At 58.0% G+C, this 13007-nt stretch carries 15 protein-coding genes; 6 read left to right on the plus strand and 9 right to left on the minus strand.

Annotated features, from left to right (window positions below):
* Positions 1 to 89: 89 nt before the first annotated feature.
* The 3 genes from NW829_RS09405 to cobU are packed head-to-tail and all read right to left on the minus strand — an operon-like array spanning position 90 to position 1703.
* On the minus strand, positions 90 to 632 hold the full coding sequence (locus tag NW829_RS09405) for a hypothetical protein (protein ID WP_414416950.1): 543 nt from the start codon (positions 630 to 632) through the stop codon (positions 90 to 92).
* The gene (locus NW829_RS09410; protein WP_414352031.1) at positions 629 to 1108 is read right to left on the minus strand and encodes a CRR6 family NdhI maturation factor; all 480 of its coding nucleotides are present in this window, start codon (positions 1106 to 1108) and stop codon (positions 629 to 631) included. Before NW829_RS09410 ends, NW829_RS09405 begins: the two co-directional genes overlap by 4 nt.
* A gap of 37 nt (positions 1109 to 1145) precedes the next feature.
* Positions 1146 to 1703: a bifunctional adenosylcobinamide kinase/adenosylcobinamide-phosphate guanylyltransferase gene (cobU, locus tag NW829_RS09415; protein ID WP_414416951.1), complete on the minus strand. Its 558-nt coding sequence runs from the start codon at positions 1701 to 1703 to the stop codon at positions 1146 to 1148.
* A gap of 75 nt (positions 1704 to 1778) precedes the next feature.
* On the opposite strand from cobU, the gene NW829_RS09420 reads away from it, so the two are divergent.
* From NW829_RS09420 to ubiE, 3 genes are all read left to right on the plus strand, one after another.
* On the plus strand, positions 1779 to 2057 hold the full coding sequence (locus NW829_RS09420; RefSeq protein ID WP_414407421.1) for a hypothetical protein: 279 nt from the start codon (positions 1779 to 1781) through the stop codon (positions 2055 to 2057).
* 57 nt (positions 2058 to 2114) lie between these two features.
* A complete protein-coding gene (locus tag NW829_RS09425) occupies positions 2115 to 2918 on the plus strand; it encodes a hypothetical protein (RefSeq protein ID WP_414413325.1) in 804 nt (267 codons plus the stop codon).
* Between the two features lie 106 nt (positions 2919 to 3024).
* Positions 3025 to 3801 (plus strand): bifunctional demethylmenaquinone methyltransferase/2-methoxy-6-polyprenyl-1,4-benzoquinol methylase UbiE, encoded by a 777-nt coding sequence (gene ubiE / locus NW829_RS09430; protein ID WP_414416952.1) that lies wholly within the window; start codon positions 3025 to 3027, stop codon positions 3799 to 3801.
* A gap of 547 nt (positions 3802 to 4348) precedes the next feature.
* On the opposite strand, the gene NW829_RS09435 is transcribed toward ubiE, so the two are convergent.
* From NW829_RS09435 to NW829_RS09445, 3 genes are all read right to left on the minus strand, one after another.
* Positions 4349 to 4567 carry a hypothetical protein gene (locus tag NW829_RS09435; RefSeq protein ID WP_414332184.1) on the minus strand — a complete coding sequence of 73 codons (219 nt, stop codon included), beginning with the start codon at positions 4565 to 4567 and terminating at the stop codon, positions 4349 to 4351.
* A gap of 198 nt (positions 4568 to 4765) precedes the next feature.
* Positions 4766 to 5371 carry a precorrin-6Y C5,15-methyltransferase subunit CbiT gene (cbiT, locus tag NW829_RS09440; protein ID WP_414332185.1) on the minus strand — a complete coding sequence of 202 codons (606 nt, stop codon included), beginning with the start codon at positions 5369 to 5371 and terminating at the stop codon, positions 4766 to 4768.
* A 353-nt stretch (positions 5372 to 5724) separates the two neighbouring features.
* Entirely contained in the window at positions 5725 to 6780 is a 1056-nt protein-coding gene (locus tag NW829_RS09445) for a hypothetical protein (protein ID WP_414416953.1), read from the minus strand.
* Positions 6781 to 7062: 282 nt separating this feature from the next.
* Between NW829_RS09445 and NW829_RS09450 the strand changes: the two genes are divergently transcribed.
* Together NW829_RS09450 and murI are read left to right on the plus strand one after the other, a co-directional pair.
* Entirely contained in the window at positions 7063 to 8874 is a 1812-nt protein-coding gene (locus tag NW829_RS09450) for an N-acetylmuramoyl-L-alanine amidase (protein ID WP_414350538.1), read from the plus strand.
* A gap of 176 nt (positions 8875 to 9050) precedes the next feature.
* Positions 9051 to 9929: a glutamate racemase gene (murI, locus tag NW829_RS09455; RefSeq protein WP_414416954.1), complete on the plus strand. Its 879-nt coding sequence runs from the start codon at positions 9051 to 9053 to the stop codon at positions 9927 to 9929.
* A 36-nt stretch (positions 9930 to 9965) separates the two neighbouring features.
* Here the strand turns inward: murI and NW829_RS09460 are convergent, their stop codons facing one another.
* Positions 9966 to 10541 carry a hypothetical protein gene (locus NW829_RS09460; protein ID WP_414416955.1) on the minus strand — a complete coding sequence of 192 codons (576 nt, stop codon included), beginning with the start codon at positions 10539 to 10541 and terminating at the stop codon, positions 9966 to 9968.
* 416 nt (positions 10542 to 10957) lie between these two features.
* On the opposite strand from NW829_RS09460, the gene fba reads away from it, so the two are divergent.
* Positions 10958 to 12037, plus strand: coding sequence for a class II fructose-bisphosphate aldolase (gene fba, locus NW829_RS09465; protein WP_011432022.1), 1080 nt, complete (start codon positions 10958 to 10960; stop codon positions 12035 to 12037).
* A 153-nt stretch (positions 12038 to 12190) separates the two neighbouring features.
* Here the strand turns inward: fba and NW829_RS09470 are convergent, their stop codons facing one another.
* Positions 12191 to 12418, minus strand: coding sequence for a hypothetical protein (locus tag NW829_RS09470; protein ID WP_414387935.1), 228 nt, complete (start codon positions 12416 to 12418; stop codon positions 12191 to 12193).
* Positions 12419 to 12458: 40 nt separating this feature from the next.
* Positions 12459 to 12665: a hypothetical protein gene (locus NW829_RS09475; RefSeq protein WP_011432020.1), complete on the minus strand. Its 207-nt coding sequence runs from the start codon at positions 12663 to 12665 to the stop codon at positions 12459 to 12461.
* Positions 12666 to 13007: the final 342 nt, after the last annotated feature.

Below are 13007 nucleotides of genomic sequence, written 5' to 3' on the forward strand. Positions count from 1 at the left end.
GCGATCGCTTCTTTCCTGAACCATGTTCAGGAGAGTTCAGCGTGAATGTATCAGGAACGGTTCGAGCCGCAGGGATCAATGGGTGGCGCTCAGTTCCTTGGTTGGGCAGCATTGCAGAGCAGCAGGGCATCTGGATCCCAAAGGATCTGCCCATCAAGAGCCATTCTCCCCAACACCGGCATTCCTACTTGGGCTTCCAGGCGCGGGATCAAAGTTGCATCCAGCTTTTCCAAGGCTTGGGGATCCCCAGTTTCGGTCAGGGATCCAATCAGCACCCACCCCAAACCGCGGGCCTTGGCTTGGCGCAACAGGGCGGCAAAAGCGGCAGCTTGGCTCAGAGCGGCCTCCCGCTGCAGCGTCAGCAGCAAGCTCAACCCCCACGCATGGGCCAGATCCGCCCAAGTTTGGCCTGGCCCCAGGGGATCGGCAACGCTGCCCGGCAAAACCAGTAGGGGATCTTTTTCTCCTGCCCACTCGGAGATTTGTTGCCAGAGGGCCTTTAGCTGAGCTTCCGAAGGGTTGGGATCCACTCTGAGCCGGCCCCAAGGGCGTTGAACCACCTGCTGCCAAGCGTCGGCCACTGCCGTAGCTCCTGGGATCCCCGGCCAGGTGTTGGCCACCATCACCTTCATGGCTCTGCCTCCCATAGGCCGAGAAACTCCGGCTGGATCTCGAAGCCAAACACCAAAGCCATATCCCGCAGCATGGAGACGGATCCCAGGTTCTGCTGCTTAAACCACCGCATCAACACAAAGATCTTCTGATAGACAAAGATCTCCAACGCTTCTGGGTTGTAAACAATGCCCTCCCGAGGGTTGAATTGGTGGGGCACCATCATAGCCGCGTAACGGGCCAGTTCTCCTTGGCGCCAATTGAGAAAGTAGGGCATCCAGGGGTAGACTGTATCCCAACGAATAAACCACAGGCGCACCTCCGGGATCTCGGACAGCTCCCGTGGATCCTCAGGGCTGCGCGGCCAATCGATGGCGCATTGCACCTGCTGGGCAGCACGCACGGGATCGGCCATCAAGGTTTTCACCAGCTCATGGCCGGGGGTGAGATCCAGAGTTTGAATGGCCTTGGCAGGAAGGTAGAGGGTAATCGGCACGGCAACACAGCTATCTGGCTTGCAAATGCAGCTTATCTCAGCTCTGCTCTGTCTTGCTCGCCACTGGGATCCCTAGACGGGTGAGATCCAGGGCAAAACCTGCCGTTACCAAAAACACTTGGTCGGCCAGGGGAGCCAGCCTTTGGGTCAGTTCCCCCATCCGATCCCGAAACCGCCGCCCCAGTGGGTAAGCGGGCACCACCCCCCAGCCCACTTCTTCAGACACCAGGAGGATCTCCCCTCTATGGCTTTGCAAGGTTGCCAAGAAGGATTGCACCAAGGGATCCCATTCTGAAGAGGGACAGTCTAGGCCCTGCGCCACCCATCCCCCCAGCGAATCCACCAGCGCACAACAGGGCTGGGGCAACTTTTGCAGTTCTGCCCCCAAGTCCCTCCCGGTTTCCCAAGTCTGCCAACTGGAAGGCCGCCGTTGCCGGTGCTGTTGAACGCGCTCTGCCCATTCTGGATCCGTCTTGGGATCGGGTTTCGGCCCGGTAGCCAGGTAGATAACCGGCAAGCCCGAAGCCGCAGCCAAACCCTCTGCCAGCCGGCTTTTGCCGGAGCGCACAGGGCCACAGATCAGCACAATCGACATTACGCTGGAAATCCACTGACGCTTGAGATTAACCTAACAACAGCGCACTTGAACTTCAGGCTCAAAAGCTCGACCATGACAGATCCCAAGCCAATATCTCCGCCTGAACAAAAGGCTGCTTCGGCCTCTTTTCGATCTCCTCAACCGCTCTGGCTCAGCCTAGCGCTGGGGATCACCACTGCTCCCGTTTTGTTGGGCTTGGTCTTGGCAGATCGGGCCGGGAAATGGCTGGGATCCCTGAGCTGGGAAGATCCGGGTTGGTGGCTGGGGGAGCGGCTGCCCAACTTAGACAGCGCCCCGCTACAGGCCCATGAGCAACAACGCAAAAACTCTGCCCCGGTCGAGAACCCCTAGCTTCTCTGTCACTTTCGTATCATAGGAAAGCGAACTAGCAGCAGGAGTTAACAGCCTTTGCGTAGACCGGCCAAACCGTCTCAGGAGTTCGCCTCCACATTCTCGGGGGTGCTGTTCTGGCTGAGCGCATTTCTCTTCACAACGGTGTTGAGTGCTTGTCTGGGCTACCTATTTGGTCAGCGAGCTCTATCGGGGGTTTCTTCTCCCGTCACCGGCTCCGGTCAGGCTTCTCCTTCCCGCGAAGTTCGGGATCCCCGTACTGTGCCTTTGCTGAACGAGGCTGAGGTAATTGCAGCAGCCGAAGCCAGCCTTCGTCCGTCCCCAACTCCCACCCCCCTCTTTACCCCAGCACCCACGCCGGTTGCAACTCCCACTCCAACACCCACCCCCAGATTGTCTCCTGAATTGGCGGCGGCCCCGTCGCCAACTCCTCGCCCCGCCACCCCATCTCCTCCACCTTCTCGTTCCCGTCAGCAGGACGGAGTTCCTGCCCCGCCGGCGCCCACACCACCTCCGCCCCCCCTACCAATTGCCGCCGGTGGACAGGTCTCTATGCAGGTGCTCTCGGTTCGTCGCGAGGGAAGCCAAGTGGTTCTGAATGTAGCTATGCAAAACAACTCGGCAGAGACGGTGCGCTTTCTCTATAGCTTCCTGAACATTACTGACGACAATGGACGGTCAATCAGCGCGCTCACCCAGGGTTTGCCGGGGGAGCTGCCCCCCAATAGCCAAGTCTTCCAGGGAACCATCCGCATCCCAGCCTCGAGCCTAGCCGGATCCCGATCCCTGTCCCTGAGTTTGGCTGATTACCCCAGCCGCCGCCACCGAGTGGGAGCCAGTGGGATCCCAGTGCCGCCGTAACACCCCTCTTCCTTTAGCTTCAGACCACAGATCCGGTCACGTAGCGTTGCGGAGCAACAGGAGCAACAAAGTTTGTACGGGGAACATGAGGTGGAGTTGAGAAGAGGTGCCTAGCCCAACCTTTGAACAGCCTGAGGAAATCCGAGCGCTTTTTGACCGCATTGCTCCCCACTATGACTCCCTCAACCAAACCTTGAGCCTGGGCCTCCATCAGGTTTGGAAGCGTATGGCCGTGCGTTGGTCGGGCGCCAGCTCAGGAGGATATGTGCTGGATCTGTGCTGTGGAACCGGTGATCTGGCTCTGCAGTTGGCCCGCCGAGTAGGACGAAGGGGACATGTGGTGGGCCTAGATTTCTCTCCCGCCATGCTGGCGATTGCCCGGCGTCGCTCCCGGCTCTTCCCTGGCTACTCCCTGGAGTGGGTTTTGGGAGATGCCTTGGCCTTACCTTTTCCCGACAGTAGCTTCGATGCCATTACCATGGGCTACGGCTTGCGCAATGTAACCGATATTCCCCAAGCCTTGCGAGAGATTAGGCGAGTACTGAAGCCAGGACGTCGTGCCGCCATTTTGGATTTTCACCGCCCCACAGGGATCCCTCTTTGCGAACAATTTCAGCGCTGGTACTTGAACACTCAGGTGGTTGCCCAGGCCAAAACTTTGGGACTGGGATCCGAATATGCCTACATTGATCCCAGCCTAGATCGCTTTCCCTCTGGAGAAGAGCAACGACAAATGGCCCTGCAAGCAGGGTTTGCCAGTGCCAAGTTCTACCCCCTAGCGTGGGGCATGATGGGGGTACTGGTGATTGAGAAGTTTCGTATTGTTTCCATTAGTTCCACTAATTCCACTTCCCCGAAGGGAAGCGACTCCCCCCGATTATAACCCTTGTCCAGAGCGGGATCCAGGGGCCTAGATCGACAGGGTCTCGTTTAAGGACTCCGTCCCGCTGGCGCGAACGGCTGCAATTTCCCCTTATTTTTCTCTGCCGAGAGGCCTGAAACCCTTGCCCAGAGCGGGATCGACCGGGTCAACGGAAGAATCAGGGTTTGAGGCTTGTCGCCGACCCTGTCGCTAACCATGTTGGTGTAGAAATTAACTTGGTGTAGAAATTAACATGGATCCCTGCGTGGAGGTTGCTGGGGAGCTGCTCCTGAGACGCTGAAGCAGAGGGCCAATGGGGCGAAAAAAGGACTCCGTCCCGCTGGCGCGAAAGGCCTCCGGCCCGCTGGCGCGATGAGAGGCTAGGGAGCAACGACATAACGATCCTGCGAGAGGCGCTCGTTGCCTCCCCACCTTGCTGGTTTGCTCTGGCTGCAGACAGATGTGAAGACTGGGCTTGGGACCCAATTTTTGGGTAAAACTCCCTAGGTAAAAATTACTACAAACCACCACAAGAGCTGGGATCCCCCTCTGGAAAGCTTGGGAAACCCTAAATTCCTGGGGACTTGCTGGGTGGGCTTTCTTCGGTTACCGCTTGCCTACGGCGATCGCCAATGCCGCAGTCACCGCAGCATTCCGGTCGCTTGAAGTCGTCCCAATGGATGCAAGCCCGGCAGCCTTTCAGCATTTCTGGCCAGCGCTCTCGAATCAACAGTTGCCGCAGCCTGACTTCCCGTGATTCCTGAAAGGGGTTTTGGAATTGAACCATAGCTTTTGGGTTTCCCAGCTCTCTTAATCTGGTATAAAAGCAGATTTGAGTTTGGGATCGAGAAACATCAGTATAGCTTAAGGTTTGTGGTGGCCCAATCTTTTTTGCCAGTTTAAGACATTCGAGACAGACCAATCTGCTTTTATTCATCACCTTGGGAAAAGATCTACCAAAAAATGTAAACAGGTCATATAAAACTTAACTCATTTTTTCTCCGCTTAAAACAAAGGTGGGATCCAATGCCAGCAGCATTTGAGTCCGACCGCGGTGTTCCAGGCGGTTCACCGCCGATTGAATCACCTCCACATGATGAGCCCGCACAGCGGCCAGGCCGGCAGAAAGGCCGTAGAGCCCATCCAAAGAGTTGGTCGTCGCCACGACCCGCCCGTTGGGGCTGAGATGGCTCCAGCAGGCTTCCAAGATCTCGCGTAGGGGGTGGCCTCCCTCAATGCAGATGCGATCCGGTGCCGGAGAAAGGTGTTGCAGACAATCGGGGGCAGTACCTTGAATCACCTGCACGTTGGTGAGGCCAAATTTCTCGCAATTGCTCTCGATTAGGCTGACTACCTCGGCATCTCGCTCGATGGCAATCACGCGAGCTTTGGGGCATAGAACAGCCGCTTCAATGGCAATTGTGCCGGTTCCGGCGCCGATATCCCACAGGCAGTGGTTCTCTCCCAGGCGCAACTGGCTTAGCACCAACACGCGCACCTCACGAGGGCTCATCGGGATCCCTGGGATGCGTTCAAAGGCAGAGTCTGGGATCCCTGGGGTGCGGTAGGGCCAAGAGAAGGCGGCTGACATGGGTAAAGTACCGTTGCAGAGGAAGTTTGTCTATACATATCCCTCAGCATAGAGCGAATGCTCAACAGGCCATCTCCAACCTGATAGGGGTGCCGCTTCTCCCGCCCAATCATTGCCCAGATGGGCACCACAAACGCCCTCTGAGCTCAACGGAGTGGTTGGAGCAATTCCCAACCGGCAAAGCTGCAGTCCAAAACCAAAATGATCCTGCCCCCTTGAGGAATCGAGTTGGACACTAGGGAAGTTCTGGAGACAAGCGGGATCCCTTTTACCCAAGAGCTCATTTTGCGCCGGATGTAGCTGGTGCTGCCGGAAAAAGTTGTAGTTGGGGCAATGTTCAGTACAAGAGGATCTTAAGAACGTTTCCTTGAACTGGAGCCTATCAAACCATCCATCCAAAGAATAAGCTTTGCTCGCAGATACAGCCAAATCTCATCATTTGCCCGCAACAGGAATAGAACATATAGGCTCAATACGACGAAAACACACAGGTTCCCTAAAAAAGTGTAGGTTTGGATAATTTGATCGGTGCTCCAGCCAAAGTCGTAGTTTAGGCGGTTCATATCCCCCCTGGCATCTCCTTGGCCGCCCAACAAAGTTCCCCAGGGAACCTCGGCCAATCCCAGTCTGATGCTGTGCCATTCCCAAAAGCTTCTCCACAGGCTGCTGGCCGCGATCCCCAGCACGACAAATCGCCAAAAATCCCATCGCCAACGATCTGGCAAGGGAAAATAAAAGCTGGCCATCAGAAAGGTGCTGAGATAAAATTCTCCTCCAACGCCGCTAAAGACAAACAACATCTCCCAGGTGCGATTGGGCATCAGCCAGGTCATGTAAAACTGCAATAGAGCAAGAAAGATGGCCAGCACCTGCAGCCACCCAATCCGCTCCTTGCGGGCTGACCAGAAGAGTAGAATCAGTAAAAAGAGGATTCCAAAATACACAAAGGGATCCCTCTGCGAGCTAACGCTTGTCCAGCCGATGGGCAGAGGCAAAGCCCGATACCCGCTCCACCAGGCGACGGTGGCATGGCCAAATTCGTGGATCCAAATGTGAAGAGGCAAATGCAACAACTGCAACAAGCCTATGTTGTTCACCATCAGGGCCACCGCAAACGCAGCCGGGTAAGCCCAAGCGTTGACTGCCCAGTTATCGAAGGAAAACCGATCCCAACGCTGCCGGGATCCCAGCTTTAGGCTCTGCCGCCAGAGCAAGCGTGAGCCGCGGAAAGCGCAAATCTCCACTTGATCCAGCCGTGGAATCCGCAGTTGCTTCAGGATCAGAAACAGTTGGGCGGCGGCAACTTGGGGGGAGAGCTGAGGCCGATAAGGGGATCCGATGAGGTGAATGTGCAGGGTCTCGTCGGCAAAGTCTACTCGGGCACACCAGCGACGCCGCAGCAGCTCCATCCGCACAACCTGCACAATCGACTGGGCGTGTCCAGCTCAGGCCAGGGCTAGGGGATCCGGTGGTTTGGGCATCCCAAGATACCTCGCCGGAGAACAAGCAGGAAGAAGAAGGGGCGAGCCTCTACCCATCATCCCCCAGCCCTGCAGGCAAGAGCGGAATTGCGCTCCTTCCCAGGCTGCTCCGAGGGCAGGTTGGTATAGTTGAGGGCAGCAGGTGTGGGGAGTGGATGGAAGGTCATGCCTGAATTCGGCAAGCCGAGGTCAAGGCGGATATGGGGGGCGATGCTGCTGTTGAGCTTGGCGGGGGCAGGGCTGTTTCCCCCGGAATCTGTCCAGGCTCAGGCGATTACAGCCCCAGGTTTATCGCGCATTGAGCGTTGGTACTACGACCCCCAGCAGGGGCGGCTGGAAGTTAACACCCAGGGCGAGGTGCGGCCTTTTCTGTTCGTGCTGCAGAATCCGCCTCGGGTTGTGCTGGATTTTCCCAACACCCGCTTTGGACAGGAGCCCCAAACCCAGACTTTTGCGGGCCGTGTCACCTCTCTGCAGATTAGCCAGCTTACGGATACCATTACCCGCTTTGTGCTGTATCTGCAGCCGGATCAGCCTCTCAGCCTCAACCAACTGCAACTGCTCACCGCCGGCCCCTCCCGCTGGGCTGTTCAATTCACCCAGGCCGGATCTCTCTCTTCTTCTCCCCCTTCATCTGCCGGCTTATTGGGAGGTTCCAGGGATCCCTTCCCGCCGTCCCCGCCTTTGCCGACACTGCCTCCCCGACGCCCGGCACCCACCCCATCTCCTCGCTCCGGCCATCAAATTTTAGAGGTATCCCCGCAAGCAGAAGGCTTTTTCATCCGTACCCAAGGCAGCCCCTCCACTACGGTGCGGCGCATCCTCGATCCGGATCGGGTAGTGGTGGATTTTCTCAACACCACCCTCAGCCCTGCCCTCACCCAGCGAGCTTATGTCATCAACCGTCTGGGGGTTTCGCGGCTGCGTATCGGGCAGTTTGAGCCCACCGTTGCTCGGGTAGTGCTGGATGTGGATTCCTCCGGTGGCGACTGGGAAGCCCGCTACGACCCACAGCGAGGTGGGATCTGGATCCAGCCTGCCGGCGGTGCTGCCCAGGCCAGCCTTTTGCCCGAGGTCAGCTCTGTCAACAGCAGTGGGCCGCTGGCCACGTTGCAATCGGTTCAGCTCCAGGGCAACCGGTTGATCATCAGCGCCGATGGATTCATGTTCTACCGGGCCGGCTGGGATCCCGAGAGTGGTGGCTACCGCATCAACGTGGCGCCCGCTCGCCTGCCCCAGTCTATGCCGGATCCCGGCTTGCCGGTTGGAGGGCCGGTGGAGCGGATCCGCTTTGTCCAGGAAGATGCCCGCACGGTCAGCATTCTGGTGCAGCCCGCCGAGGAGTTCAATGTCTTCGAGCCCAACCCCGGCCAGGGATCCCGCCGCATTACCTTGGAGCTGCGACCTCTGAATGCTCCTCCACCAATACCTCAGCCGCAGACGCCCGGCCCTGCCTCCCCTTCCACCCCCCAATCTCTGAACCGGACGGTCATTGCCATCGACCCCGGCCACGGGGGACGGGATCCCGGTGCCATCGGGGTGGATGGGATCCAGGAGAAGGACATCGTGCTCTCCGTTGCCCACCAGGTGCAACGACTGCTGCAGGAGCGGGGGTACGGGGTGGTGATGACCCGCACCGATGACCGGGAAGTGCTGCTGCAACCGCGGGTGGATATGGCCGTTCAGGCCAACGCTGCCCTGCTGGTGAGCATTCATGCCAACGCCCTGGATCGCTCCGGCATTCACGGCATCGAGACCTATTACCTGCGACCCGATAGCGCCGAGCTGGCCGCCATCTTGCACCGCAGCTTGGTCAGGGCCACCGGTGCTGCTGACCGGGGGGTGAGACGAGCCCGCTTTTTTGTGGTGCGGGAAACACCTGTGGGTATGCCCTCCGTGCTGCTGGAGTTGGGATACGTAACCAACCCAACCGAAGGGCGAAAATTGGCTACTGCCGAATATCAGGCTATTTTGGCGCGGGCCATTGCCGATGGCATTGAGACTTTCTTGCGCAGTCGCTAGCCGTTGGCTGAGCTTGTTCATGTCTATCGGATCTCTCAATTGATCCTTAATTGATCGAATTGACGATCCAGTTGGCCCAGTTGATCTCAGAGGGAAGGCAGGGAATCTGTCGCCGAGATTCTCGAAAGCAGGGTAGGATACAGCAGCTTAGGCCAAGGTGTTGAGGAGAACGGAGCATGCAGTGGGAGTGGAAATCAGAGCCAGATCCCAGTTGGCCAATTGGGGTGTTTGACAGCGGCTTGGGCGGGCTGACGGTTTGGCGAGCCTTACGCCGCCGGCTCCCCCAGGAACGGCTCATCTACTTCGGCGACACAGCGCGGTTGCCCTATGGGGAACGCTCGCCAGAGGAGATCCTGGCCTTTGTGCGGCAAATTCTGACGTGGATGCAGGCGCAGCCGGTGAAGCTGGTGGTGATGGCCTGCAATACCAGCTCGGCCTTGGCTCTGGACCACGTGCGGCAGGAGTTTGCCCTGCCCATTCTAGGGTTAATCCTACCCGGCGCCCAGGCAGCACTGGCCCAAGGATCCCGCATTGGGGTGCTCGCCACGGTGGCCACGGTCAAGAGTCGCGCTTACTCAAGAGCCATTCAAGAGTACAGCGCTCTGGATCCCAAACGTTTTCCGTACCCCGTTTACTGTTGGGAGCAGGCCTGCCCTGAGTTCGTCCCTCTCATTGAAGCCGGATGGCTGGATAGCCCTGCTCTGCGACAGGCGGCTGAACGCTACCTGCAACCGCTGTTGCAACAGGGGATCGATACTCTTGTCTATGGCTGTACTCACTACCCCCTGCTGGATCCAATCCTGAAGCCTTTGCTGCCGTCCTCGGTCAAACGGGTAGATCCAGGGATGGCGCTGGTGGGATCCCTGGCCCGCGAATTGAGTTTGTGGGACTTGCGTCGCCCCTTGACCGCTGCTTGGGGAGAACCCCACCGTTTCTACGTGAGCGGGGATCCAGAGCGATTTGCCCAGTTGGCCACTCCTTGGTTGGGCTTTCGGCCCCAGGTAGAACGGGTGGAATTGCCGGCTTTGGATGTCAGCAACTCCCTCCGCCCCTGAGCGCCCTTCTCCTCGGGGATAAAGATTGGGGGCCCCTCAACGGGTCATCACCTGCAAGGGGAAACGTTCCGCCAGCTCCCCCTCCACTTTGGGAAGCCATTCCTCTTGGAACACCCACACCTGCCCCTGCTGTACACGGCCATCGGGGTTTTGCGTCAGCTCCAGCCAATACACGAATTGGTTTCCCCGCAGCACCACCCCTTGGATGGCAAGGGCCAAGGTATAGCCCGGACTGCCTGCCAGAGCTTCTGGGGATGGGTAGCGAATCACCTCCACTGCCTGATCCAGATCGGCGGCGATCTCCGGCCCATAGACATCGCGAATGGCTTGAAAGAGGTCTTCTGCCGTCAGTCCTTGGGGGCGAAAGAACGTCATCCGCTCCGAGCGAATCGTCTCCCGATCCAGCGGGTTGATGATCCGTCCCGGCGGAGCCACCGAAGCCAAGAACGTAAAACGGGATCCATCCGGCTCCACTCGGTTGATGTTCAGGGTTTCGCCCGGACGGGGCCGCAGCACAGGATTGTCCCTCACCCAGGCCGCCACCTGATCCGGAGATTGCCCAGGGATCCCCCAAGCCGCCGACCGAAGGCCCGCCACTGCCCAGCAGGCCATTGCCAAACCGGTTCCTCGCACCCAGCGCAGCCTTTTGCCCCAGCAGGACAGAGCCCTTGTTGGCTTTGCACCCAAGACCGGCCAGCGATTGCAACGCACGTTCCCATTCCTCCGGGCAAACAACACAAAAACACCACAGTAGAATTAGAGAGACTAAGAGATAAATTGAGCGGGCATGGGCAGATCCATCCTCGATGCAAGCGCCCAACAGTCTTGCCCCTCCCCACTGTATCTGAAGATGTCGGTGCGCCTGTTGCGTCTGAGCGCGAGCATTGCGGCCAATGGTTGCAAAGATCCCTCGGCAAGATGCGCAGATCCCCACGGCCTGATCCCGCAAAACGTAAAAAATACCTTAAGATAAGATCAACGGTAAGCAAATCTCATACGCACTAGGTCAGCACCTCAGGAGGTAACCGATGGCTCTCGTTGCAATGCGGACGCTGCTGGATCATGCCGCCGAACATGGCTACGGCATTCCTGCCTTCAACGTCAACAACATGGAGCAGATCCAAGCGATCATGCAGGCAGCCCATGAAACCAACAGCCCCGTTATCCTGCAAGCCTCTCGAGGAGCACGCAAGTATGCGGGCGAGAACTTTCTGCGGCACCTGATCCTGGCGGCAGTGGAGACCTACCCCCACATCCCCGTCGCCATGCACCAAGACCACGGCAATAGCCCGGCTACCTGCTATTCCGCCATCCGCAACGGCTTCACCAGCGTCATGATGGATGGATCCCTCAAGGAAGATGCCAAGACCCCGGCCAGCTACGAGTACAACGTGGCCGTTACCTCCGAGGTGGTGAAAGTGGCTCATGCAATCGGGGTGAGTGTGGAAGGGGAACTGGGCTGCCTGGGATCCCTGGAAACGGGCCGTGGGGAAGCGGAAGATGGCCACGGCGCGGAAGAGGCGCTCAGCCATGACCAACTCCTCACCGACCCCGACCAAGCGGTGGACTTTGTGGAGCGAACTCAGGTGGATGCGCTGGCCGTAGCCATTGGTACCAGCCATGGCGCCTACAAGTTCTCCCGGAAGCCCACTGGTGACATCCTCGACATGGAGCGCATCGCCGAGATCCACCGCCGCCTGCCCAACACGCACCTGGTGATGCACGGTTCCTCCTCGGTGCCCAAGGAGCTGATCGACATCATCAACGAATACGGCGGCTCCATTCCCGAGACTTACGGTGTGCCGCTGGAAGAAATTCAGCGGGGCATCCAAAATGGAGTGCGCAAAGTAAACATCGACACCGACAACCGCCTGGCCATCACGGCTGCCGTGCGTCGCGCCCTGGCCGAGAATCCGAAAGAGTTTGACCCCCGCCACTTCCTCAAGCCTTCCATCAAGGAAATGCAAAAAGTCTGTGCTGAGCGCTACATTGCCTTCGGCTGTGCTGGCCATGGCACCAAAGTTCCGGTGGTTACCTTGGATGAGATGGCAGCCAAGTATGCTTCTGGAGCTTTGGCGGCTCAGGTGAAGAAGACCGTTGCGGTCTAGTCCCCACATCCTGCAAGAACTCTGGAATGCTTGCCGGGGCGCTTCCAGGGTTTTCCTTGGAGATCAGCTAGGTCACTGGACTCAGATTGGACAAATAAGGGGATCCAGCTGGGATCCCCTTTTGCTTTGGAGGAACTTGATGCGTTTTGGGGGTCAGGCAGCTTTTGCCGCAGAACGTTTTTCCGTCTCAATTTGATGGTTCAGCAACGCCAAGCTTAGGCAGTCCAACAGTTCCAGGTCAGCCTCAGAGTAGCGCCGCTGAAAGAGCAGCTCATTGATGCGGTTCTCTTGGTCCAAGCTGAGGAAGCTGCTGCGGAACACCTGCTCCACGATTTCTTGGATGCTGGAGGGCAGAGTAACAGAGTCAAGACTTGTATTCATGGCTGGTTCTGTTTGAGAGATGGCTTTTGAAGGGAGAAGACTATCTTTGCCAAGAGGTGAGGTAGCGCTGCTCGATGTCCTGCAGGGAAAGATGGGAAGCCCTGGGCCGCGGCTCATTCACGGAGGAGACATCGTTCTGCCACTTGAGGGATACTCCCAGCAGTGCTCCCAAAGAGAAGCTCTCGCTCAATAGGGCTGCTATGCGGTAAGTACGGTAGTCCAGGGTTAGATCTTCACTGACTTGCATCTGTGTTTTCTCCGTATTTCTAACGCTCATGCCCCTATCGTAGCCTCGAGATCAGTGGAAGTACAGAGAAACATCGAGGATTTGCGTAGGCAATTTGTACGTTTCTTCTACGCGATTTGGCGGATATCGGTGGGATCCCAGGGGTCTTTGGGGCGGGTTCAGGGTTGAGTCAGGGATCCCAGCCCAGCAGAGCACAGATGTCCGCAGCCAGGGTGGCGGCGTTGAAGGGTTTGCCGATGAGGCCATTGGCTCCAAGCTGAGCCAGAGAGGAGGGTGAAACTGGGAAATTGACATCCTCCCCGGCCTGAAGGCTGGAGATTCCTACCACGCTACGCATGGATG

Source organism: Synechococcus sp. R55.8 (assembly GCF_047461895.1).
Lineage (GTDB): Bacteria > Cyanobacteriota > Cyanobacteriia > Thermostichales > Thermostichaceae > Thermostichus.